We start from the raw sequence: 23,875 nt of genomic DNA, 5'->3' as shown, positions 1-23,875 counted from the left end.
GAGTGCTTCAGCCTTGTGCTAGGGACGCCTTCTGGAAGGCGTCGAGAATGGGTTGCAGGCGCTCGCGCTTGAGCTTGAGCGCGGCCTGGTTGACCACCAGGCGCGAGGAGATGTCCATGATCTTTTCGACTTCGACCAGGTTGTTGGCGCGCAGGGTGCCGCCGGTCGAGACGACGTCGACGATGGCGTCGGACAGGCCGACCAGCGGCGCCAGTTCCATCGAGCCGTACAGCTTGATCAGGTCGACGTGGACGCCCTTGGCCGCGAAGTGCTCGCGCGCGGTGTTCACGAACTTGGTGGCCACGCGCAGGCGCGCGCCCTGGCGCACCGCGGTCTCGTAGTCGAAGCCGGCGTTCACCGCCACCGACATGCGGCAGCAGGCGATGCGCAGGTCGATCGGCTGGTACAGGCCTTCGCCGCCATGCTCGAGCAGCACGTCCTTGCCGGCCACGCCGAAGTCGGCGGCGCCGTGCTGGACATAGGTCGGCACGTCGCTGGCGCGCACGATCAGCACGCGTACGCCCGGGTCGTTGGTCGGCAGGATCAGCTTGCGCGAGGTTTCCGGATTCTCGAGGACGGTGATGCCCGCCGCCGCCAGGAGCGGCAGGGTGTCCTCGAAGATCCGGCCCTTGGAGAGGGCCAGGATCAGGCCCGGTTCCCCGTTACGATTCATAGTGCTCATTTACTTGATGCGGACGATGTCGGCGCCGACGGCGGACAGCTTCACTTCCATGCGGTCGTAGCCGCGGTCGAGGTGGTAGATGCGGTCGATCAGGGTGGTGCCTTCCGCGGCCATGCCGGCGATCACCAGCGACGCCGAGGCGCGCAGGTCGGTTGCCATCACGGGCGCGCCGACCAGGCGATCGACGCCCTTGATGAAGGCGGTATTGCCCTCGGTGGAGATGTGGGCGCCGAGGCGGTTCATCTCCTGCACGTGCATGAAGCGGTTTTCGAAAATGGTCTCGGTCACGCGGCTCGACCCGTCGGCCAGGATGTTCACCGCCATGAACTGGGCCTGCATATCGGTCGGGAAGCCCGGGTATTCCGTGGTGCGGAAGGACACCGGATGCGGGCGGCCGTCCATGCGCGCACGGATCGTGTCCGTGCCGACGTCCAGCTGCAGGCCCATCTCGCGCAGCTTGCCGAGCGCCACGTCGAAGATGTCGGTGCGGGTGTTGCGCAGCACGATGTCGCCGCCGGTGGCCGCCACCGCGCACAGGAAAGTCGCGGCTTCGATACGGTCCGAGATCACGGCGTGCTTCGCGCCGTGCAGCGACTCCACGCCCTGGATCACCAGGCGGTCGGTGCCGATGCCTTCGATCTTCGCGCCCATCGCCACCAGGAGGTTGGCCAGGTCGGTCACTTCGGGCTCGCGCGCGGCGTTTTCCAGCACCGTCTCGCCCTCCGCCAGCGTTGCCGCCATCAGCAGGTTCTCGGTGCCGGTCACGGTGATCATGTCGGTGAGGATGCGCGCGCCCTTGAGCTTCGCGCACTTGGCATGGATGTAGCCGCCTTCGATCGTGATCTCGGCGCCCATCTGGCGCAGGCCCTTGATGTGCTGGTCCACGGGACGCGAACCGATGGCGCAGCCGCCCGGCAGCGAGACCTTGGCTTCGCCGAAGCGCGCCAGCAGGGGGCCCAGCACGAGGATCGAAGCGCGCATGGTCTTCACCAGCTCGTAGGGCGCTTCGAGCGAAGTGATGTTGGCGCCGTTGAGCGTGACGTTTTCGTCGTCCTGGGTCACCTTCAGGCCGGTCTGCTCGAGCAGCTTGAGGATGGTGCGCACGTCATGCAGGCGCGGCACATTCGACAGTTCGAGGTCGCCGCCGGTGAGCAGGCCCGCGCACAGGATGGGCAGCGCCGCGTTCTTGGCGCCGGAAACCGGGATGTCACCGTTCAGGCGCTTGCCGCCGTTGATTTGCAGCTTGTCCATGATTAGCCTTGGTACTCTTCAGGGGTAAGGGTTTTCATCGACAGCGCGTGGATTTCCTCACGCATGCGATCGCCGAGTGCAGCGTACACCAGCTGGTGGCGCTGGATCGGACGCTTGCCGGCAAAGGCCGGCGAGACGATCACGGCCGTGAAATGCTGGCCGTCGCCCTCCACGTGCAAATGGGTGCATTCGAGGCCAGCGCTGATGTAGCTGTGGATCAGTTCGGGTGTGGTCGACACGAGGTAACTCCAGTGAATTCTTTAGTGGCGAAGCTTGTAGCCGCGCTTGAGCATATTGATCGCAATGGCCGCCAGCACCACCAGGAACACCGACACGATGGCCAGGCTGGTCCAGGGCGAGACGTCGGACTTGCCGAAGAATCCATAGCGGAACCCGTCAATCATATAAAAGAACGGGTTGAAATGCGAGACCGCCAGCCAGAACGGCGGCAGTTTTTGGATGGAATAGAACACCCCGGCCAGGAAGGTGGCCGGCATGATCAGGAAGTTCTGGAATGCGGCCAGCTGGTCGAACTTCTCCGCCCAGATGCCGGCGATGACGCCCATGGTGCCGAGGATGGCCGCGCCCATGAAGGCGAAGACGACGATCCACAGCGGCGCGACGAAACTCAGGTGCGCGAACCAGGCGGTGATCACGAACACGCCGAAGCCCACCGCGAGTCCGCGCAGGATGGAGGCGGCGATGTAGGCCGACAGGATCTCGGCATGCGAGAGCGGCGGCAGCAGGATGAACACGAGGTTGCCGGTGATCTTGGACTGGATCAGGGACGAGGACGAGTTGGCGAAGGCGTTCTGCAGCACACTCATCATCACCAGGCCCGGAATCAGGAAGGAGGTATAGCTGACGCCCTCCAGCATCTCGACCCGGCCGTCCAGCACGTGGCCGAAGATCAGCAGGTAGAGCATGGCCGTGACGACCGGCGCGGCGATGGTCTGGGTCGCCACCTTCCAGAAGCGCAGCGACTCTTTATAGAACAGGGTGCGGAAACCCACCGAGAACAGATTCATTATTGCGGGCCTCCCGGTTGCGAATTTTGCCCACTGCTGCCGACCACCTGCAGGAAGATATCTTCGAGGTCAGCCTGCTCGAGCGCCATCTCGTCGATCACGGCGCCGCTTTCACGCAGGCGCGCCAGGATCGGCTCGACTTCGCTGACGTCGTTCACGCGCAGGGTGTACTTGTTGCCATTGGTATGCTCGTCATGCGAGACCAGGTGGCGCAAGCCATCGGGCAGGTCGCCGCTCTTGAGCTTGACCACCAGCTGCGAGCCCGACACGCGGCGCAGCAGCGCCGACATGGTGTCCAGCGCCACCACCTCGCCGAGTTTCAGCATGGCGACGCGCTGGCACATGGCCTGCGCCTCTTCCAGGTAGTGGGTGGTCAGCACCACGGTATGGCCTTCGCGGTTCAGGCGCGAGATGAACTTCCACAGGGTCTGGCGCAGCTCGACGTCGACGCCGGCGGTCGGCTCGTCCAGCACGATCACGGGCGGCTTGTGCACGAGGGCCTGGGCCACCAGCACGCGCCGCTTCATGCCGCCGGAGAGTGCGCGCATGTTCACGTCGGCCTTGTTGGTGAGATCGAGGTTGTGCATGACCTCGTCGATCCAGGCGTCGTTGTTCCTGATGCCGAAGTAGCCCGACTGCAGGCGCAGCGTCTCGCGTACAGTGAAGAAGGGGTCGAACACCAGTTCCTGCGGCACCACGCCCAGGCGCTTCCGCGCTTCGCGGAAGTCCGTGACCACGTCGTGGCCGTGGATCTTGACGCTGCCGACGTCCGGGCGGATCAGGCCCGCGATGGTGGAGATCAGGGTGGTCTTGCCGGCGCCGTTGGGGCCGAGGAGGCCAAAGAACTCGCCTTCCTCGATGTTCATGGAGACGCCCTTGAGGGCCTTGAAGCCCTTGTAGCTTTTCTCGACGCTGTTAATCTGGATCGCTGTCATTCTTGTTCGGGAGGGTGGCGCGGGCGCGCCGGGACCGTGCGGGGAAACGGCCCATTATAGGTGAAATCAGAAATACAAGAGGCCGGCGGGGAAATTCGGCGCAGGAGGGGTTTGCAGGGTGGGCGGTCCTCCGCCCACCCTACGAAAAGCACAGTCAGGATTGCGGCAAGAGCTGATCGACGCCGTACAAGGCCGCCAGCTTCTGCACGTTCTCGGGAACGTTGATGAAGGTGAGGTGCTGGTTCGCGGCGCGCGCGCGGCGCTGCCAGGCCAGCAACACGGCCACGGCCGAGGAGTCGGCGGCGCCGACGCCGCCTAGGTCGAACACGGTCTCGCCGGCGGAGATCGCGGCGCAGCCCTGCTCCAGGGCGGCGCTGCCGCTCTGGAAGGTCAAGGCGTCGAGCGAGAGCATGGGATTGGCTTCGGCCATTACTTCGGCGCCTTCAGCGGCTTGGAGGCCAGCTGCTGGTTACGCTCGGCGAGCTTTTTGATCAGGCCATCCACGCCGGTCTTGCCGATCTCGCTTGCGAAGGTGCTGGTGTAGGTCTGAACCAGCCAGGCGCCCAGCACGTTGATGTCGTAGATCTTCCAGCCCTGCGGGCCGTTCGACAGGCGGTAGTTCAGGGTGATCGGCTCGCCGCGGCTCACATTGACCTGCGAACGCACTTCGACGTCGCTGGCGCCGGCTTCGGCACGGAAAGGCTTGAACTCGACGGTTTCGTTCTTGATCTGCGACAGCGCGCCTGCGTAGGTATAGACCAGCAGGTTGGTGAATTCCTTGATCAGCTGCTTCTGCTGTTCCGGGGTGGCCTGGCGCCAGTAGCGGCCGGCTGCCTGCTGGGTCATCTTCTCGGCGTCCACGTGCGGCAGGATCTTGCTGTTCACGAGGTCCATGATCTTGGCGCGGTTGCCGGCCTGGATGTCCTTGTCGGCCTTGACGGTCTCGATGACGTCGGCGCTGATGCGCTTGACCAGCGCGTCCGGTGCTTCGGCGGCGATGGCGGACGTTGCGAAAGCGATGGTGGCGCTTGCTGCGGCGATCAGTTGGATGATGGGTTTCATGTGTCGGTTTCCTTATTGGGTGGCGCCGCGCCGGGCCACGGGGCCGGCGGGGCATGCCATGTTAACTCCTGGTGCTGCTTACGGCTGACACCGTTGTGTAAGGACTTGTTACTGTGCAGGTTTCGCCGCCGGCTCCGCCGCCGATTTGCCGGCCGGGTCGGCATTGCTGGTCGCTTCGTCGGCCGGGGTCACGCGCGGCACGTTGCCGTCGTAGACCTGGCTCTGGCGGCGCTGCATATAGCCGTCGCGGATGAATTCGTAACGGTCGAGGGCGGCGTCTTCCAGCAGGTTGCCCGCGTCCAGCAGGGTGGCGCGCTTGTCGACTACACGGACCGCGGCGCCGATATTGCGCCAGTTGGCCGGTTCCTTGTACTTCCAGATGTCGCCACCGATGTCGGCCGGCAGGGCCGCGGTGTCACGCACCGTGGACGGGCCGAGGATCGGCAGCATCACGAAGGGACCGCTCGGCACGCCCCACACGCCCAGGGTCTGGCCGAAATCCTCGTTGTGCTTGGGGATGCCGGCTTCCGAGGCGATGTCGAGCAGGCCGAAGATGCCGAAGGTCGAGTTGACGGCGACGCGGGTGACGTCGCCCATGCCGGCCTGGCCCTTGCCCTGCAGCAGGTTGTTCACCGCGCTCCAGGCATCGGACAAGTTACCGAAGAAATTGTTCACACCGGTCTGCACGAAGCTCGGGGTCACGTTCTTGTAGGCGGTCGCGGTCGGCTTCAGCACGGTGCGGTCGACCGCGTCGTTGAAGCGGAACACGGTGCGGTTATAGCCTTCCAGCGGGTCTTGCGGATTCGTGGTGGCGCAGCCGCCCAGCAGCGCAAGTGTTGCAGCTGCTGCGAGGGCACGCAGGGGGCCTGCGGAAACTGGCATGTGCTTCATTCGCTACCTTCCTTTCCATCAGCGGCCTTGCTGTAGATAAATTGATTGATCAGATCCTCGAGCACCGTAGCCGACTGGGTGCGCGTAATACGGTCGCCGTCCACCAGATTCTTGGTATCGCCGCCCGGTTCGATGCCGATGTACTGCTCGCCCAGCAGGCCAGCGGTCAGGATCTTCAACGAACTATCTTTTGGGAACTGATAATTCTGGTCCAGGTCCAGGCGCACCTGCGCCTGGAAAGTCTTGTCATCGAAGCTGATCTCGCCCACCCGGCCAACCACCACACCGGCGCTCTTCACGGGTGATTGCGGTTTCAGGCCGCCGATATTGTCGAACTTGCCGGTCACGGCATAGGTCTTGGTGAACGACAAAGTGCTCATATTCCCCGCCTGCAGGGCCAGGAACAGGAGGGCTGCGGCGCCCAGCAGGACGAACAGGCCGACCCAGACATCGATAATTTTACGGTGCATAGTATTTCCTAGTATTCAGGCCGTCTGTGCGCGGCCAAACAAACATTGATTCTATGTTATTGATTTTTTATCACTGCCCGAACATCAGGGCGGTCATCACGAAATCCAGCCCCAGTACCAGCAGCGAGGCAATGACGACGGTGCGCGTGGTGGCACGCGCGACGTCCGCTGGGGTCGGCTTGACGTGATAACCCTGGAACAGGGCGGTAAATGTCACGGCGATGCCGAACACGAAACTCTTGATCACGCTGCTGACGATGTCGCGCTGGACATCGACGCCGGCCTGCATCTGCGACCAGAAAGCGCCTTCGTCCAGACCCAGCAATTTCACGCCGACCAGATAGCTGCCGACGATGCCGACCGCCGAGAACACGGCCGCCAGCACCGGCATGGCGATGACGCCGCCCCAGAAGCGCGGCGCGAGCACGCGCTGTACAGGGTTGACCGCCATCATTTCCATCGCGGTGAGTTGCTCGCCGGCCTTCATCAGGCCGATCTCGGCCGTCAGCGAGGTGCCGGCGCGGCCCGCGAACAGCAGCGCCGTCACGACGGGGCCGAGCTCGCGCACCAGCGACAGCGCGGTCAGCGGACCGAGCTTTTCCTCGGCGCCGAACTGGATCAGGTTGACATAGAACTGCAGGCCCAGTACGAGACCGACGAACAAACCCGAGACAATCGTGATCACCAGGGAATAGTTCCCGATGAAGTGAATCTGCTCGGTAATCAGGGTCGGGCGGCGGAAGGCTCCCGGGGAAAAGCGCAGCAGATTGAAGAAGGCGCGGGTCGCGAAACCCAGGCTCTCCACGCCTTCGCGCGCCCAGCGGCCGATCGATTCCAGCGCGCGCATCATCGCTTGCCTCCCAGGCCCAGGTCGTCGCTGAGCGACTTGCCCGGATAGTGGAAGGGCACCGGGCCGTCCGGCTCGGCGTTCACGAACTGTTTGACGTAGGGGTCTTGCGAGACACGCAGCTCCGCCGGCGTACCTTCAGCAACAATCTTGCCTGCGGACATGAAGTACACATAATCGGCGATGGCGAAGGTTTCCTTGACGTCGTGCGAGACCAGGATCGAGGTCGAGCCGAGCGCATCGTTCAGGTTGCGGATCAGGTTGGCGGTCACGCCCATCGAGATCGGATCCAGGCCGGCGAAAGGCTCGTCGTACATGATCAGTTCGGGATCGAGGGCGATGGCGCGGGCCACCGCGACGCGGCGCGCCATGCCGCCGGAAATCTCGCCCGGTTTCAGGCGATGCGCATTGCGCAGGCCGACGGCATTGAGTTTCATGAGGACCAGGTCGCGGATCAGTTCTTCCGGCAGGTCGGTATGCTCGCGCAGGGGAAAGGCGACGTTGTCGAAGATCGACAGGTCGGTGAACAGGGCGCCGAACTGGAACAGCATGCCCATGCGGCGGCGCAGGCGGTACAGTCCCTTGGTATTCAGTTCGTGCACGACCTCGCCGTTTACGCGCACCTGGCCGCGCTGGGGGCGGATCTGGCCGCCGATCAGACGCAGGACCGTGGTCTTGCCGCAGCCCGAACCACCCATGACGGCGATGAGCTTCCCGCGTGGGAAATCCATGCGGAGGTTCGACAGGATGGAACGCTCTCCGTACGAAAAGTGCAGATCGCGGATTTCGACTAGGTTCGACACAGCGTATTTTGTTATTGAAGTAATCCGTTATTGTAGTGCAGAAAGCTTAAGCCTCGCTTGAGGTGGCCCATTTTCGGCCGATCGGTCGACGTACAATTACAACAAAACTAACTAAAGAGTCAGATATTTTCTCTCGTAAGTGATTGTTTTTGAAGAGATATGTATATCTTCCAATATTGCAATTTGTTGAATTTTATCAACAAATTCCATAGGGCAACTAACTCTGGCAGCTTGATAATCACCCCTTGTCACAGTGTCAGCTGATGCGCTGCAATACAGCCACAGCGTAAGGACATTCCCTCCCGGGCCATCGTGCGGACACGCACATAAGCGTGTCGGTAAGCGCCGGATCGCGTCTTCTTGTAGGCCTATTTCCACAAGAGTCAGGGCGAAAAAAAGGCGGCCGAAGCCGCCTAGCTGTTCTCTTCCGGGCCTCAGCGCGGGAGGACCGAACTGCCCATCAGGAATTCGTCGACTGCACGCGCGCATTGGCGGCCTTCGCGGATCGCCCACACGACCAGCGACTGGCCGCGGCGCATGTCGCCCGCTGCGAATACCTTCGCCTTCGACGTCTGGTAGGAACGCTCGCCATCGGTCGTGGCGCGCGCATTGCCCCTGGCATCCTTCTGCACGCCGAAGGCGTCCAGCACGTTCTGCACCGGCGAGACGAAGCCCATGGCCAGGAACACCAGGTCGGCCTTCATCTCGAATTCCGAGTCCGGCACCTCGACCATCTTGCCGTCCTTCCATTCGACGCGGCAGGCGACCAGCTTCTCGACCTTGCCGCCCTTGCCTTCCAGGCGCTTGGTCGCGACCGCCCAGTCGCGCTGGCAGCCTTCCTCGTGCGAGGACGAGGTGCGCAGGCGGGTCGGCCAGTAGGGCCAGACCAGGGGCTTGTTTTCCTGCTCGGGCGGCATCGGCATCAGTTCGAACTGGGTGACGGATGCCGCGCCGTGGCGGTTCGAGGTGCCGACGCAGTCGGAACCCGTATCGCCGCCGCCGATCACGACCACGTGCTTGCCCGTGGCCTTGATCTGGTCCTTCAGCTTGTCGCCGGCATTCACCCGGTTCTGCTGCGGCAGGAAGTCCATGGCAAAGTGCACACCCTTCAGTTCGCGGCCCGGCACGGGCAGGTCGCGCGGCTGCTCGGCGCCGCCGGCCAGGACCACGGCGTCGAACTCTTTTTCCAGGTCTTCCGGGAAGATGGTGTCGCGCGCCATGTTCGACACGGTGGCCGGGAAATCCTTGCCGATCAGGACGCTGGTGCGGAAGGTCACGCCTTCCGCCTTCATCTGCTCGACCCTGCGGTCGATCAGGTCCTTCTCCATCTTGAAGTCGGGGATCCCGTAGCGCAGCAGGCCGCCGATGCGGTCGCTCTTCTCGAAGACGGTGACGTCGTGGCCGGCGCGCGCCAGCTGCTGGGCCGCGGCCAGGCCGGCGGGGCCGGAACCGACCACGGCGACCTTCTTCCCCGTTTTTACGGCGGCCGGTTGCGGCACGATCCAGCCGTGCTCCCAGCCGCTGTCGGCGATCTTGCGCTCGATCGACTTGATGCCGACCGGTTCGTCGTTGATGCCGAGCGTGCAGGCCGACTCGCAAGGGGCCGGGCAGATGCGTCCCGTGAATTCCGGGAAGTTGTTGGTCGAATGGAGGTTCTCGACGGCTGCGCGATAGTTGCCGTGGTAGACCAGGTCGTTCCAGTCGGGGATCTGGTTGTTCACCGGGCAGCCCGTATTACAGAAGGGGATGCCGCAATCCATGCAGCGCGCGCCCTGCACCTTGGCCTGGCCGTCGGTGAGGGTCAGCACGAATTCCTTGTAGTTCTTGACGCGATCGCCAGGCTCGAGGTGGCCCTCTTCCTGTCGTGCGAATTCCATGAAGCCGGTAATTTTGCCCACGTTGTTTTCCTTTTATCGCAGCGTGCGGTTACGCCGCCATTTCGATCTTGTCGTTCGCCTCTTCCATGCTCGAGTTGTGCATCTCCTCGAGGGCGCGCTTGTAGTCGGTCGGGAAGACCTTCACGAACTTGCCGCGGCTGTTGGCCCAGTCGTCCAGCAGGTTGCGCGCGCGGGTGGAACCCGTGTGCTTGAAGTGGCGTTCGATCAGGCGGCGCAGGATGGTTTCGTCCGATTCGCGTTCGCCGTTGCGGGTCTGGCTGTGCCAGCCGGCCTTGTCCTGCTGCTGCTTGGTCGCCAGCACCGGCTCGAGGTTGACCATCGAGGTGTTGCACTTGCCGGCGAATTCGCCGTTCGGGTCGTAGACGAAAGCCACGCCGCCCGACATGCCCGCCGCGAAGTTGCGGCCGGTCTCGCCCAGCACCACCACCGTCCCGCCGGTCATGTACTCGCAACCGTGGTCGCCGCAGCCCTCGACCACCGCCACGGCGCCCGAGTTACGCACGGCGAAGCGCTCGCCGGCCACGCCGTTGAAGAAGGCTTCACCGGAAATCGCCCCGTACAGCACGGTGTTCCCGACGATGATGTTGTCCACCGCCCAGCCGCGGAACTCGGTGTTCGGACGCACGATGATGCGGCCGCCCGACAGGCCCTTGCCGACGTAGTCGTTGCCTTCGCCGACCAGGTCGATCGTGATGCCGGCCGCCAGGAAGGCCGCTGCCGACTGGCCGGCGGTGCCCTGCAGCTGGATGTGGATGGTGTCGTCCGGCAGGCCGGCATGGCCATAGCGCTTGGCGACCTCGCCCGACAGCATGGTGCCCACGGTGCGGTGCACGTTCTTCACCGGCGAGATGAAGGAGACGCGCTCGCCCTTTTCCAGTGCGGCCTTGGCCTGGGCGATCAGCTTGTGGTCCAGTGCCTTGTCCAGGCCGTGGTCCTGGCCATCGGTATGGAACAGGGCGCGCGGCGAATCGCTCTTCGGCTGGTAGAAGATGTTCGAGAAATCCAGGCCCTGGGCCTTCCAGTGCCCGATCGCCTTGGCCTTGTCCAGCAGGTCGGTGCGGCCGATCAGTTCGTCGTAGCTGCGGATGCCCAGCTGCGCCATGATCTGGCGGGCTTCCTCGGCGACGAAGAAGAAGTAGTTCACCACGTGTTCCGGCTTACCCTGGAATTTGGCGCGCAGGACCGGGTCCTGGGTGGCGACGCCGACCGGGCAGGTATTCAGGTGGCATTTACGCATCATGATGCAGCCTTCGACCACCAGCGGCGCGGTCGCGAAGCCGATTTCGTCGGCGCCCAGCATGGCGGCGACCACCACGTCGCGGCCGGTGCGCATCTGGCCATCGGCCTGCACGCGGATGCGGCTGCGCAGGCCGTTCAGGACGAGCGTCTGCTGGGTCTCGGCCAGGCCCAGTTCCCACGGAGTGCCGGCGTGCTTGACCGAGGACAGCGGCGAGGCGCCGGTGCCGCCATCGTGGCCTGCGACCACCACGTGGTCGGCCTTGGCCTTCGAGACGCCTGCGGCGACGGTGCCGATGCCGACTTCCGACACCAGCTTTACCGAGATCGAGGCGTTCGGGTTCGCGTTCTTGAGGTCGTGGATCAGCTGCGCCAGGTCTTCGATCGAGTAGATGTCGTGGTGCGGCGGCGGCGAGATCAGGCCCACGCCCGGCACCGACACGCGCAAGGACGCGATGTACTCGCTGACCTTGTGGCCCGGGAGCTGGCCGCCTTCGCCCGGCTTGGCGCCCTGCGCCATCTTGATCTGGATCTGGTCGGCCGATGCCAGGTACTCGGCGGAGACGCCGAAGCGGCCCGACGCCACCTGCTTGATCTTCGAGCGCAGCGAGTCGCCCTCCTCCAGCGGGATGTCGGCCACCACGCGGTCCGATCCCAGGATCGAGGCCAGGGTCTCGCCCTTGGCGATCTTGATGCCCTTGAACTCGCCCATGTAGCGGCGCGGATCTTCGCCGCCTTCGCCGGTGTTCGACTTGCCGCCGATGCGGTTCATGGCGATCGCCAGCGTGGCGTGGGCCTCGGTGCTGATCGAGCCGAGCGACATCGCGCCGGTGGCGAAGCGCTTGACGATGTCCTTGGCCGGCTCGACTTCTTCCAGCGGGATGGCCTTGGATGGATCGATCCTGAACTCGAACAGGCCGCGCAGGGTCAGGTGACGGCGGCTCTGGTCGTTGATGATCTGGGCGTACTCTTTATAGGTGCTGTAGTTGTTGGCGCGCGTCGAGTGCTGCAGCTTGGCGATGGCGTCCGGCGTCCACAGGTGGTCTTCGCCGCGCACGCGGAAGGCGTATTCGCCGCCGGTGTCGAGGGCATGCTCGAGCAGCGGATCGTTGCCGAAGGCGAGCGAATGCAGGCGCAGCGCTTCTTCCGCCACTTCGAACAGGCCGATGCCTTCGACGGTGGACGAGGTGCCGCGGAAGTACTTGTCGACCAGCGACTTGTTCAGGCCCACGGCTTCGAAGATCTGGGCGCCGCAGTAGGACATGTAGGTCGAGATGCCCATCTTCGACATCACCTTCATGAGGCCCTTGCCGACCGCCTTCGTGTAGTTGTAGATGGCCTTCTCGGCATCCATCTCGTGCGGCAGGTTGTGCGCGAGGTCGCTGAGCGTTTCCAGCGCCAGGTAGGGGTGCACGGCTTCCGCGCCGTAGCCCGCCAGCAGGGCGAAGTGGTGGGTCTCGCGGGCCGATCCGGTTTCCACGACCAGGCCGGTGGAGGCGCGCAGGCCGCGTCCGACCAGGTGCTGGTGGATGGTGGAGGTGGCCAGCAAAGCGGGAATCGCGACCTGTTCAAGCGACATGGCGCGGTCCGAGATAATCAGGATGTTGTGGCCGGATTTCACCGCATCGACCGCTTCCGCGCACAGCGAAGCCAGGCTCGCCTCGATGCCTTCCTTGCCCCAGGCGACCGGATAGCAGATGTTCAGCTCATAGGACTTGAACTTGCCGCCGGTGTGCAGGCTGATCGCGCGCAAGCGCGCCATGTCGTCGAAGCCGAGCACCGGCTGCGACACCTCCAGGCGCATCGGCGGGTTGACGTTGTTGGTGTCCAGCAGGTTGGGCTTCGGGCCGATGAAGGAAACCAGCGACATCACCATGCTCTCGCGGATCGGGTCGATCGGCGGATTGGTCACCTGGGCGAACAGCTGCTTGAAGTAGTTATACAGGGGTTTGAGTTTGTTCGACATCACCGCCAGCGGCGAGTCGTTACCCATCGAGCCGGTGGCTTCCTCGCCCAGCACGGCCATCGGGGCCATCAGGAACTTCAGGTCTTCCTGGGTGTAGCCGAACGCCTGCTGGCGATCCAGCAGCGTAACGGCCGTCTTCTCGCCCTGCGCGTCCTTGGCGCGGTGCTGGAGCAGCTGCGATTCGGACAGCTTGATTTCGTTGAGCTTGATGCGCACCGACTTGATCCAGGCCTTATAGGGCTTGGCGTTCGAGTAGGTGTCCTTCAGCTCCTTGTCGTCGATGATGCGGCCGGCTTCCAGGTCGATCAGGAACATCTTGCCCGGCTGGAGGCGCCATTTCTTGACGATGCGCGACTCGGGAATCGGCAGCACGCCGGATTCGGAAGCCATGACGACCAGGTCGTCCTCGGTGATGACGTAGCGCGCCGGACGCAGGCCGTTGCGGTCCAGGGTGCCGCCGATGTGGCGGCCGTCGGTGAAGGCCATGGCGGCCGGGCCGTCCCAGGGTTCCATCATCGCGGCGTGGTATTCGTAGAAGGCGCGGCGGTTGTCGTCCATCGAGGTGTGGTTTTCCCAGGCTTCCGGGATCATCATCATCATCGCCTGGGCGACCGGATAGCCGGCCATCACCAGGAGTTCGAGCGCGTTGTCGAAGCAGGCGGTGTCGGACTGGCCTTCATAAATCAGGGGGAAGAGCTTGCCCAGGTCTTCGCCCAGCACGGCGGATTTGAGCATGCCTTCGCGGGCGCGGGTCCAGTTGAAGTTGCCCTTGACGGTGTTGATCTCGCCGTTGTGCGCGATCAGGCGGTAGGGGTGGGCCAGCGGCCACTCGGGGAAGGTGTTGGTGGAGAAGCGCTGGTGGACGAGCGCGAGCGCGGAGATGCAGCGCGGGTCCTGCAGGTCCTTGTAGTAGACGCCGACCTGGTCGGCCAGCAGCAGGCCCTTGTAGACGATGGTGCGGGCCGACATCGAGGGCACGAAGAACTCCTTGCCGTGCAGGAGTTTCAGGGCCTGGATCGCGTGGCCGGAAGACTTGCGGATCACGTAGAGCTTACGTTCGAGCGCGTCGGTGACCATGATGTCGGGGCCGCGGCCGATGAAGATCTGGCGGATCACCGGCTCCTTGGCCTTCACGAAAGGCGACATCGGCATGGTTTCGTCGACCGGCACGTTACGCCAGCCGAGGACGACCTGGCCCTCGATGCGCACGGCGCGCTCGATTTCCTGTTCGCAGGCGATGCGCGAAGCGTGCTCTTTCGGCAGGAAGACCATGCCGACGCCGTATTCGCCTGGCGGAGGAAGCTCGACGCCCTGCTTGGCCATCTCGTCGCGGAAGTACTGGTCGGGAATCTGGATCAGGATGCCCGCCCCGTCGCCCATCAGCGGATCGGCGCCGACGGCGCCCCGGTGGTCAAGGTTCTTCAGGATCAACAGGCCCTGCTCGATGATCGAATGGCTCTTGTTGCCCTTGATGTGGGCAATGAATCCAACGCCGCACGCATCGTGCTCGTTGGCTGGATCGTATAAACCTTGGGCTTCCATCTCTCGAAATCTCCACAATGCGGTCAGGGTCAAAAACGAGAATAGTGCAACGCAACACAAACGGCAACAAGAATAATTAGGGTCAGAGTCGAATTGTTTGACAACTTTTTGAAAGTCTAATTAATTAGGGACAGAGTCAGAAAGACGTTCAAGAATAGCTTTAAGTGCTTGATTTGTATAGTGGAAAACAATGCTCTTGCCGAGAGCGGCACATAAAAAAACGGCACGGAAAACCGTGCCGTTCGACTGTTTGCGCGTCCTTACGCCTGCGGACGCGGCGGGATAGGCTCCCGGAAAGGTCGGCCGCGCTTGGCCGGCAGGATCTGGCGCTTGGTCTTGCGCTCGAGCTCGGCCTTGAAGGCTTCCGAACCCAGGGGCTGGTTCTTCAGGACCGAGGTGGTGACGAAGTCGAGCTCGTCCTGGGGGATGCCTTGCATGACCAGCTCGGTATAGGCGGCTTCGCGCTGGAAGGGGGTGTTGCCCATGCCCCAGTAAAGCAGGTGGTCGGTGACCAGGCCGTCGGTACGCACGCCCGTGTGGTGGGCATAGCTCGACCAGGGATAGTCCAGCGGTCCCGACGACAGGCCGGCGCGCACGGGATTGAGCTCGATGTAGCGGCTGCAGGCCAGGAAATAGCTTTCTGTATCGATGAGCGAGGTGCGAAAGCGTCCCTCGAACAGGCCACCGCTGCGCTCGTACTTGTTATTGAACCAGGGGACGTAGAAACGGCCCACCTTCTGCATCATCAGGGCCAGCCCGGTTGCATCGGAGGGCGTGGCGAGCAGGTGTATGTGGTTGGGCATGAGCACATAGGCATGAATCGCCACCTGATAGAAGCGCGCCGCCTCCTTCAGCCAGGCCAGGAAACGCTGGTAATCCACTTCCTCGCGGAAGATCAGTTGACGGTTATTGCCACGCTGGATGACGTGGTGCGGCTGGTTCGGGATGATGAGTCGGGGAAGGCGTGCCATGGCGTGCTCAAAAGTCGAGCAGGCATTTTAGCTGAGAAATTTTACTCTGTCCCTAATTAATCTCAAGGCCAGCCGAAAAACGGCTGACCCTGTCCCCAATTACGGTCGAGCACGCTTCTAAGGAGTCATTACTCAATAATTTGACTCTGACCCTCATTGGAAATGGGGCGAATTTGGGCAATTGCTCAATAATTCAACGCTGACCCCAATTAAGGGGGTCAGGCGAGGGTGAAGCCGGCGGAGAGGCTGTAGCCTTCGCCGTAGGCGCTGCGCAGGGGCAGGTCCTGGCCGAGGCCGGAGCGGGCTTTCTTGCGCAGGCGGTAGACCAGCATGTCGACGCGGCGGCTGGCGTCCGGGTCTTCGCCGCCCATGCCGGCGACGATCACCTGGCGCGGAACGGGGCGGGTGTTGATGGTCAGGAGGTGCAGGAAGTTGCACTCCTTTTCGGTCAGGTCGATCACCTTGCCGCCCAGTTCGAGCTGGCGCGCGCTGACGCGCAGGGTCCACTTGCTCGGGGCGGGGGCTGGATCGGCGGGACGGACGCGGCGATCGAGGGCTTCGATGTGGGCGGCCAGCTCGGGGAACTTGATCGGCTTGGTCAGGTAATGGTCGGCGCCCAGGCGCAGGCCGAGGATGCGGTGGTCGAAGGCGACGCGGCCTGTCAATACGAGCAGGCCGATCTCGGGATACAGCTGGCGCATGCGCGGGATGACGTTGAAGCCGTCCTCGTCCGGCAGGCCGAGGTCCAGCACCACGACCGCGGCCGGGGTGCGCGTCAGCGCGGCCCACATCTCACTCGCGGTCTTGGCGATGGTGACGTCATGGTCCAGCTCCCTCAGGAACTCGGCCATGTCGTCTGCATATTCGCCATTGTCTTCAACAATCAGTATCTGCGTCATGCGGGAGCCATGTTATTGATCGCTCCGATTATCACTGCTGGGACTGGATGAGGCAAGTCGTTGTTGTCCGCCATCTTCCAGTGCCGGCAGCCATAGCCGGAATTCGGCCCCGCCATTGCTCTCGGCCAGGCGCAGCATGCCGCCATGGACGTCGACGATCGAGCGCGCCATGTACAGGCCCAGGCCGCTGCCCGCCAGGCCGTCCGCATTGCGGCCGCGGTAGCCCTTGTCGAAGATGCACGCGGCGTCTTCCGGCGGGACGCCCTCGCCTTCGTCGCGCACGAAGAACTCGACGCCGTTGCCGCTGCGGCGCGCGCCCAGGCTCACCCGGGAGCCGGACGGCGAGTACAGCAGCGCGTTGTCGACCAGGACTTTGAGCGCCAGGCGCAGGCCTTCCGGCTCGCCCCGCAGCGCGAGCGGCAGCGCATCCGCCTCGACCGTCGCTTCGCGCCCGGCCTCGCGCACCTGTGCGGCGCCGGCCTCCAGCAGTTCGCCGGGCGCGATGGTGTGCGGCTGGCGCACCTTGCCGATGGCGGCCATGCGGTCCGGCGACAGGTATTCATCCAGCATGGCGATCAGGCGATCGGTCGCCACTGCAATCTTGCGGTAGCGCTGGCGGGTCGGCTCGTCGGCGGCCTGCGCGGTCGCTTCCAGGCGCTGCACCGCGCCGTCGATGGTGGCCAGCGGGGTGCGGAATTCGTGGTTCAGCATGCTCGCGAAGCGGCGCTGGTCGGCCAGGTGGGTGCGCTGCGGCGTCAGGTCGCGCAGCAGGCCGACCAGCGACTGGCCGCCGTCCCCGTCCTGCACGATGGTCGAGATCACCTGCAGGCCGACCGGATGGCCGTCCGCGTTGCGGATGTCGATTTCCTGGGTGCGGCGTTCGCCCGGCGCACCGGTGCTGCCCGCCAGGACCATGCCCAGTGGTCCCAGGTCTTCGTGCGCGCCGGCGATCGCGGCCTGCAGTGCGTCCCGGGTGTGGCCGAAGCTGCTGCTGAATGCGGGACTCAGGTAGCGCAGCGTGTGCGTGGGCAGGTCGATGCTGAAAGCGATGTCGCCGGCGAGTTCGGCGATGACGCGGAACTGCTCGCCCATGCCCTCCCCAAGCGTGGACTGGCCTGGTGTTGTGGTGGATGCATCCGTGCGACGGGTCATCGAGCGCTTTCTATTGCGATGGAACAAGAAGGTGTCAGGGAGTATATCGTCCGCCCCGACCATTTGTACAGACAAGCGAGGACGCCCTCGAACCGCATTTTTTGCGCCACGTGGCGCGCAGTTGGTGGATAATTCGCGTCATGAACGATACCACCTCCCTCCCCCAACTCCCGGACCGGCTCTCGATCGACCCGAGCAGCCCTTTCCATAACCGCGACGTCTTCCAGCGCGAAATCGGCATCCGCTTCAACGACAAGGACCGCCACGACGTGGAAGAGTATTGCATCAGCGAAGGCTGGATCAAGGTCGCCGCCGGCCGCACGCTCGACCGCAAGGGCAAGCCGATGCTGATCAAGCTGAAAGGCAAGGTCGAGGCGTTTTACAAGTAATCCGCACTGACGAAAAAACGCAAAGGGCGGCTGGTGAGAACCAGTCGCCCTTTTCTTTATCGGCGTTGACCGCATAGGCAGGGCGGTCGGCGGAGCCGTCCACCCTACAAGAAACACGCCTTCGTTTTATGCCGCGCCGTCTTCCAGCGGCGCGAAGATCGCCTGCAGGTCTTCCTGCGTCAGCGCCATCTTCTGCGATTCGCCTTCGGACAGGATCGACTGCGCCAGCTCCGACTTCTTCTGCTGCAGCTGCTGGATCTTTTCTTCCAGCGTGCCCTTGGCGATCAGCTTGTAGACGAATACGGGTTTGTCCTGCCCGATGCGCCAGGCGCGGTCGGTGGCCTGGTTTTCGGCCGCCGGGTTCCACCACGGGTCGTAGTGGATCACGGTGTCGGCCGCGGTGAGGTTCAGGCCGACGCCGCCGGCCTTCAGGCTGATCAGGAAGATCGGCACCGCGCCCTGCTGGAAGGCGGCCACCTGCGCCGAGCGGTCACGGGTCTCGCCGGTCAGCAAGGCGTAGTGGATGCCGCGCGCCGCCAGTTCTTCCTCGATCAGGAAGAGCATGCTGGTGAACTGCGAGAACACCAGGATCTTGCGGCCTTCCTGCAGCAGGTCTTCGACCATCTGCATCAGGTCGGTCAGCTTGGCCGACACCGCCGCCGTGTTCTTCTTGCCCGGCATGGCCTTCACCAGGCGCGGGTCGCAGCAGACCTGGCGCAGTTTCAGCAGCGCTTCCAGGATGACGATCTGGCTGCGCGCCACGCCCTTGCGGTCGATCTCCTCGCGCACCTTCTTGTCCATCGCCAGGCGCACGGTCTCGTACAGGTCGCGCTGCGGGCCCGAGAGCTCGATGCGGCGCACCATCTCGGTCTTCTCCGGCAGTTCCTTGGCCACGTGGTCCTTGGTTCGGCGCAGCAGGAAGGGCTTGATGCGGCGGCTGAGCAGCGTGCGGCGCACCGTGTCGTCCTGGCGTTCGATCGGGTGGCGGAACTGGTTGTTGAAGGTCTTCTCGTCGCCCAGCAGGCCCGGGAGCAGGAAGTGGAACTGCGACCACAGTTCGCCCAGGTGGTTTTCGAGCGGGGTGCCGGACAGGCAGAGGCGATGGTTGGCGTTCAGCGAGCCGGCCGTCTGCGCCGCCTTGGAGCGGGTATTCTTGATGTAGTGCGATTCGTCCAGGATCACCAGGTGATAGTGGTGCTCGCGCAGCTTTTCCTCGTCGCGCGGCAGCAGCGCATAGGTGGTCAGGACGATGTCGGCGTCCTTGATCTGGTCGAACAGGTCCATGCGCTCCTTGCCCTGCAGGAGCAGCACCTTCAGGCTCGGGGCGAAGCGCGCGGCCTCGTCGAACCAGTTGGTCATCAGGCTGGTCGGCGCGATCACGAGGGCCGGGCTGGTCAAGCGGCCGGCTTCCTTCTCGATGAGGATGTGGGCGATGGTCTGCACGGTTTTGCCGAGGCCCATGTCGTCGGCCAGGATGCCGCCGAGGTCGTACTCGCGCAGGAACTGCATCCATGAGAGGCCGTCGAGCTGGTAGTCGCGCAGGGTGGCCTGCAGGCCCTTCGGCGGCTCGACCTTCTTCACCGAGCCGAACTGGCTCAGCTTGCGGCCGGTTTCGCGCAGGCGCTCGCCGCCGGTCCAGCGCAGTTCCAGCCCGCGCGCCAGGTCTTCCAGGCGCGCCGCATCCAGGGTCGACATGCGCATGCGCGCCTTGATCTTGTCGTTGAAGTAGAGCTCACCGAGCGTGGCCAGGATGGGCTTCAGGCGCCCCCATGGCAGGGCCACGCGCACGCCGTCCGGCAGGGTGGCGAGCATCTGGTCGGCCTCCGCATGCGCGGCCAGCACGGCCGGGTCGAAGTCGGCCGGCGCGCTGCGGATCAGCTGCACCAGCACCGGCAGCAGCGGCACGCGCTTGCGCGCCACCACGATGCCCAGTTCCAGCTCGAACCAGGCATTGCCCGCCTCTTCCGGCTCGTCGATGTCTGCATACCAGTCTTCGACGGCGATCGTGTCGTAGCGGTACTTGGCCGACTTCTGCACATGCCAGCCGGCGTCGGACAGCGCGTCCAGGTCGCTTTCCGCGAAGCGCAGCCAGTGCGCCTGGCTGTCCAGCCCGAGGGCGCCGGCCATCGCGTTGAAAGGCGGCGTGACAGGCTTGCGGAAGCCCATCTCGTTCAGTTTGTTCAGCGCCGAGGCTTCGGCCTTCGGATCGCGTTCGATGACTTCGGTAACGTCGCCGATCTGGCGCACCACGCGCTGTGCCGGATCGAAGGAGACGCGCTGGCCGTCGTAGTCGTAGGCCAGCACGGCGAAGTCGTGCCAGCGCGGCGCGCCGCCGTCGGACAGCTGCACCGAATCGAGCAGCAGGTGCGGTATCGGTTTGACGTCGTTGCGCAGGCGCTGGGTCAGCGGCTGCGGCAGCGGCATCAGCCCCTGCAGGCCGTGCGCCAGCAGCAGTTGCGAGACGCGCTTCTTGTCGGTGCCGGTCAGGGTCGGGGCCTGGGCCACCAGGGCCTGCAGCTCGGCCAGCGAGATGTCGATGCCGCCGCGATTGAGTTCCAGCGGGCCGATCGACAGGTTGTCGATATACCACGGTGGATCGGTCGGCAGCATGTAGTCGATCAGGTCGGCGCCGCTGTGGGTGGCGCCCTTGGCCGGTTCCACCGACCAGCCGAGCTTGGCCACGCGGCCTTCGTCGCGCCAGGCCAGGCTGGCCAGGCGGGTCGGGCCGGCCTGCAGCGGATACACGAGGCCGCCCGCCATGTCGGACCAGGAGTTCGCCCACAGGAGCTTGCCCTGCTCGAGCAGCATCTGCAGCAGGATGGCGCCGACCTTGCCCTTCGGTTCGGTGGCGCTGGTGCCCTGGGCCGAGCCGCTGCGCATGGCGATGAAGAAGCGCACCAGGTCGACGTCGTCGCCTTCCAGGTAGGCAGGCGGGGCCGACAGCAGCGAGAACACTTCGCTCACCGGGCTGGCGGCGGCCACGTCGCCGTTCGGGCGCAGGCGCGCCTTGCACAGGCAGATGGCCACGTGGCGGCCGCCGCTGGTGGGCGCCATCACGTAGACGAACTTGTATTGAACCGCCTTCGGATCAGCGACCTCGTCGGTCAGCTTGGGCTGCGGATGCGCCGCGGCCTCGACCCTTTGCAGCCAACTCACCACCGGCGCGGGCAGGGCGGGAGCGCGTGCGGGAGCGCGGGCGACTACAGGGGTGTCGCTGGCGTTCTCGCGATGATCATCGACTGTGTGCATGGGTCTCGTGTGTCTGTATTAAAAACGACAATAACGAACATTATCCTTCATACGGACACTTCCGTTTTGTTCGGAATCGCACGTAGCGGACAAAACTCGTCCGGGTGTCTTCTGCGTGCGCATGTGCCTGTTTTGAAGCGTGTCTGCCAAACCGTCTGTTCTCGCATGATCGGGGTGTGCCTGTCAAGACTGGCGTATCCGCCGCGTTTGCGTGATCATTGTCCGCTTGACCTCCCGCTCCATTTCTGAACCATGCTGCCATCCATCGAACAACGCTTAGCAATCGAACTGTCCGCCAAACCGGTCCAGGTGGCCGCCGCCATCGCCCTGCTCGACGAAGGCGCCACCGTCCCCTTCATCGCGCGCTACCGCAAGGAAGCCACCGGCGGACTCGACGACGTCCAGCTGCGCCTGCTCGAAGAACGCCTGCGCTACCTGCGCGAACTCGAAGACCGCCGCGCCGCGATCGTCGCCTCGATCACCGAGCAGAACAAGATGACGCCCGAGCTGATGCAGTCGATCGCGCTGGCCGAGGACAAGACCCGCCTGGAAGACCTCTACCTGCCCTACAAGCAGAAGCGCCGCACCAAGGCACAGATCGCGGTCGAAGCCGGCCTCGCGCCGCTGGCCGACGCCCTGCTTGCCGACCCGACGCTCAATCCGGACGAGGTGGCCGCTGGCTACCTGCGCGAAGCGTTCACGAATGCGGACGGCGGCGCCAATCCGGGCGTGGCTGACGCGAAGGCGGCGCTGGACGGCGCGCGCCAGATCCTGATGGAGCGCTTCGCCGAGGACGCCACCCTGCTCGCCTCGCTGCGCGAATACGTGCAGGAGCACGGCGTCGTGGAGTCCAAGGTCGTCGCCGGCAAGGAGGAAGAAGGCGAGAAGTTCGCCGACTACTTCGATTATTCCGAGCTACTTTCCACCGTCCCCTCGCACCGCGCGCTGGCGCTGATGCGCGGCCGCCGCGAAGGCGTGCTGGACGTGACCCTGCGCCTGGACTCGGAAGCCGAGAAACCGAAGTGGGACGCGCCGCACAACCCCTGCGAAAGCCGCATCTGCGCCGCCTTCGGCATCAAGGCCGCGGGCCGTCCGGCCGACAAATGGCTGCTGGATACCGCGCGCTGGACCTGGCGCGTGAAGAGCTTCATGTACATCGAGACCGAATTGATGGGCGCATTGCGCGAGAAAGCCGAACTCGATGCGATCAACGTCTTCGCGCGCAACCTGAAGTCGCTGCTGCTGGCCGCGCCGGCGGGCCCGCGCGCCACCATGGGCCTGGACCCGGGCCTGCGCACCGGCGTCAAGGTGGCCGTGGTCGATGCGACCGGCAAGGTGGTCGACACCGCTACCGTCTACCCGCACCAGCCGCGCAATGACTGGGACGGTTCGCTGCACGTGCTGGGGCAGCTGGCGGCCAGGCACAACGTCTCCCTGATCTCGATCGGCAACGGCACCGCATCGCGCGAGACCGACAAGCTGGCCCAGGACCTGATCAAGCAGAATCCAGAGCTCAAGCTCCAGAAGATCGTCGTGTCGGAAGCCGGGGCATCGGTCTATTCGGCATCGGAGTTCGCTTCGCGCGAACTGCCGGACCTCGACGTTTCGATTCGCGGCGCGGTGTCGATCGCGCGCCGCCTGCAGGACCCGCTGGCCGAACTCGTGAAGATCGACCCGAAGAGTATCGGCGTCGGCCAGTACCAGCACGACGTGTCGCAGACCCAGCTCGCACGCTCGCTCGACGCGGTGGTCGAGGATTGCGTGAACGCGGTCGGCGTGGACGTGAACACGGCTTCCGCCCCGCTGCTGGCGCGCGTCTCGGGCCTGTCTTCGAGCGTGGCGCAGAGCATCGTCACCTACCGCGACATGCAGGGCGCATTTGCCTCGCGTGCGGCATTGAAGAAGGTGCCGCGCCTGGGCGACAAGACCTTCGAGCAGGCCGCCGGCTTCCTGCGCGTGATGAACGGCGAGAATCCGCTCGACGCGTCGGCGGTCCACCCCGAGTCCTATCCGGTGGTCGAGAAGATCCTCCTCGATATCAAGCGCGACATGAAGGCGGTGATCGGCGACGGCGCCCTGATCAAGTCGCTCAACCCGGCCAGGTATGCCAATGATAAATTCGGCGTGCCGACCGTGAGCGACATCCTGAAGGAGCTGGAAAAGCCGGGCCGCGACCCGCGTCCGGAATTCACCACCGCGACCTTCAAGGAAGGCGTGGAAGAGATCGCCGACCTGCGCCCGGACATGATCCTGGAAGGCGTCGTCACCAACGTCGCCGCCTTCGGGGCGTTCGTGGACATCGGCGTGCACCAGGATGGACTGGTGCACATCTCGGCGCTGTCGAACACCTTCGTGAAGGACCCGCACACGGTGGTGAAGGCCGGCCAGGTGGTGAAGGTGAAGGTGCTGGAAGTGGACGTCAAGCGCAAGCGCATCGCGCTCACCATGCGCCTGTCGGATGCGGCGCCGCAGGCCGGCGCGCAGCCGCAGCAGCGCGGCGACCGCGATGACCGCAAGCGCATGGGCCAGCACCAGCGCCAGGAAAAAGCCGCACCAAGCGCGGGCGGCGCGATGGCGGCGGCGTTTGCGAAGCTGAAGAAGTAA

The 23,875-nt window shown here is 64.4% G+C and carries 19 protein-coding genes; 2 read left to right on the top strand and 17 right to left on the bottom strand.

Annotated features, from left to right (window positions below; translation table 11 throughout):
- Positions 1-7: 7 nt before the first annotated feature.
- The 16 genes from hisG to ACQ7JA_RS11295 form a co-directional block, all read right to left on the bottom strand.
- Positions 8-682, bottom strand: coding sequence for an ATP phosphoribosyltransferase (gene hisG / locus ACQ7JA_RS11370; protein ID WP_430897667.1), 675 nt, complete (start codon positions 680-682; stop codon positions 8-10).
- Positions 683-1,933, bottom strand: coding sequence for a UDP-N-acetylglucosamine 1-carboxyvinyltransferase (gene murA, locus ACQ7JA_RS11365; protein ID WP_430897665.1), 1,251 nt, complete (start codon positions 1,931-1,933; stop codon positions 683-685). It abuts the gene before it with no gap.
- Between the two features lie 2 nt (positions 1,934-1,935).
- Positions 1,936-2,172 carry a BolA family protein gene (locus tag ACQ7JA_RS11360; protein WP_430897663.1) on the bottom strand — a complete coding sequence of 79 codons (237 nt, stop codon included), beginning with the start codon at positions 2,170-2,172 and terminating at the stop codon, positions 1,936-1,938.
- Positions 2,173-2,193: 21 nt separating this feature from the next.
- A complete protein-coding gene (locus ACQ7JA_RS11355; protein WP_430897661.1) occupies positions 2,194-2,961 on the bottom strand; it encodes an ABC transporter permease in 768 nt (255 codons plus the stop codon).
- On the bottom strand, positions 2,961-3,896 hold the full coding sequence (locus tag ACQ7JA_RS11350; RefSeq protein WP_430897659.1) for an ABC transporter ATP-binding protein: 936 nt from the start codon (positions 3,894-3,896) through the stop codon (positions 2,961-2,963). Before ACQ7JA_RS11350 ends, ACQ7JA_RS11355 begins: the two co-directional genes overlap by 1 nt.
- A 154-nt stretch (positions 3,897-4,050) precedes the next feature.
- The gene (locus ACQ7JA_RS11345; RefSeq protein ID WP_430897657.1) at positions 4,051-4,326 is read right to left on the bottom strand and encodes an STAS domain-containing protein; all 276 of its coding nucleotides are present in this window, start codon (positions 4,324-4,326) and stop codon (positions 4,051-4,053) included.
- The gene (locus ACQ7JA_RS11340; protein ID WP_430897654.1) at positions 4,326-4,958 is read right to left on the bottom strand and encodes an MlaC/ttg2D family ABC transporter substrate-binding protein; all 633 of its coding nucleotides are present in this window, start codon (positions 4,956-4,958) and stop codon (positions 4,326-4,328) included. Before ACQ7JA_RS11340 ends, ACQ7JA_RS11345 begins: the two co-directional genes overlap by 1 nt.
- 108 nt (positions 4,959-5,066) lie before the next feature.
- Entirely contained in the window at positions 5,067-5,840 is a 774-nt protein-coding gene (locus ACQ7JA_RS11335) for an MlaA family lipoprotein (protein WP_430897652.1), read from the bottom strand.
- Positions 5,841-5,845: 5 nt separating this feature from the next.
- Positions 5,846-6,319, bottom strand: a complete 474-nt coding sequence (gene mlaD / locus ACQ7JA_RS11330; RefSeq protein ID WP_430897650.1) for an outer membrane lipid asymmetry maintenance protein MlaD — start codon at positions 6,317-6,319, stop codon at positions 5,846-5,848.
- Positions 6,320-6,389: 70 nt separating this feature from the next.
- Positions 6,390-7,169, bottom strand: a complete 780-nt coding sequence (gene mlaE / locus ACQ7JA_RS11325) for a lipid asymmetry maintenance ABC transporter permease subunit MlaE (protein ID WP_430897648.1) — start codon at positions 7,167-7,169, stop codon at positions 6,390-6,392.
- The gene (locus ACQ7JA_RS11320) at positions 7,166-7,969 is read right to left on the bottom strand and encodes an ABC transporter ATP-binding protein (RefSeq protein WP_430897646.1); all 804 of its coding nucleotides are present in this window, start codon (positions 7,967-7,969) and stop codon (positions 7,166-7,168) included. Before ACQ7JA_RS11320 ends, mlaE begins: the two co-directional genes overlap by 4 nt.
- 434 nt (positions 7,970-8,403) lie before the next feature.
- Complete coding sequence (locus ACQ7JA_RS11315; protein ID WP_430897644.1) at positions 8,404-9,867, bottom strand: glutamate synthase subunit beta; 1,464 nt, start codon at positions 9,865-9,867, stop codon at positions 8,404-8,406.
- 28 nt (positions 9,868-9,895) lie between these two features.
- Positions 9,896-14,611 carry a glutamate synthase-related protein gene (locus ACQ7JA_RS11310; RefSeq protein WP_430897642.1) on the bottom strand — a complete coding sequence of 1,572 codons (4,716 nt, stop codon included), beginning with the start codon at positions 14,609-14,611 and terminating at the stop codon, positions 9,896-9,898.
- A 260-nt stretch (positions 14,612-14,871) separates the two neighbouring features.
- On the bottom strand, positions 14,872-15,582 hold the full coding sequence (locus tag ACQ7JA_RS11305; protein ID WP_430897640.1) for a transposase: 711 nt from the start codon (positions 15,580-15,582) through the stop codon (positions 14,872-14,874).
- Between the two features lie 218 nt (positions 15,583-15,800).
- Positions 15,801-16,481, bottom strand: a complete 681-nt coding sequence (locus ACQ7JA_RS11300; RefSeq protein WP_036253354.1) for a response regulator transcription factor — start codon at positions 16,479-16,481, stop codon at positions 15,801-15,803.
- Positions 16,482-16,493: 12 nt separating this feature from the next.
- Entirely contained in the window at positions 16,494-17,633 is a 1,140-nt protein-coding gene (locus tag ACQ7JA_RS11295; protein WP_430897637.1) for a sensor histidine kinase, read from the bottom strand.
- Positions 17,634-17,773: 140 nt separating this feature from the next.
- On the opposite strand from ACQ7JA_RS11295, the gene ACQ7JA_RS11290 reads away from it, so the two are divergent.
- Positions 17,774-18,022, top strand: a complete 249-nt coding sequence (locus ACQ7JA_RS11290; RefSeq protein ID WP_277484634.1) for a DUF3297 family protein — start codon at positions 17,774-17,776, stop codon at positions 18,020-18,022.
- A gap of 126 nt (positions 18,023-18,148) precedes the next feature.
- Here ACQ7JA_RS11290 and ACQ7JA_RS11285 read toward each other — a convergent pair whose 3' ends face one another.
- A complete protein-coding gene (locus ACQ7JA_RS11285) occupies positions 18,149-21,271 on the bottom strand; it encodes a DEAD/DEAH box helicase (RefSeq protein ID WP_430897634.1) in 3,123 nt (1,040 codons plus the stop codon).
- 252 nt (positions 21,272-21,523) lie between these two features.
- Here ACQ7JA_RS11285 and ACQ7JA_RS11280 point away from each other — a divergent pair, with 252 nt between their 5' ends.
- Entirely contained in the window at positions 21,524-23,875 is a 2,352-nt protein-coding gene (locus ACQ7JA_RS11280) for a Tex family protein (protein ID WP_430897632.1), read from the top strand.

Origin of the sequence: Massilia sp. BKSP1R2A-1, from assembly GCF_050586525.1 — a bacterium.
Taxonomy (GTDB): Bacteria; Pseudomonadota; Gammaproteobacteria; order Burkholderiales; family Burkholderiaceae_D; genus Telluria.
This window is presented reverse-complemented; position numbering and strand designations above follow the sequence as displayed.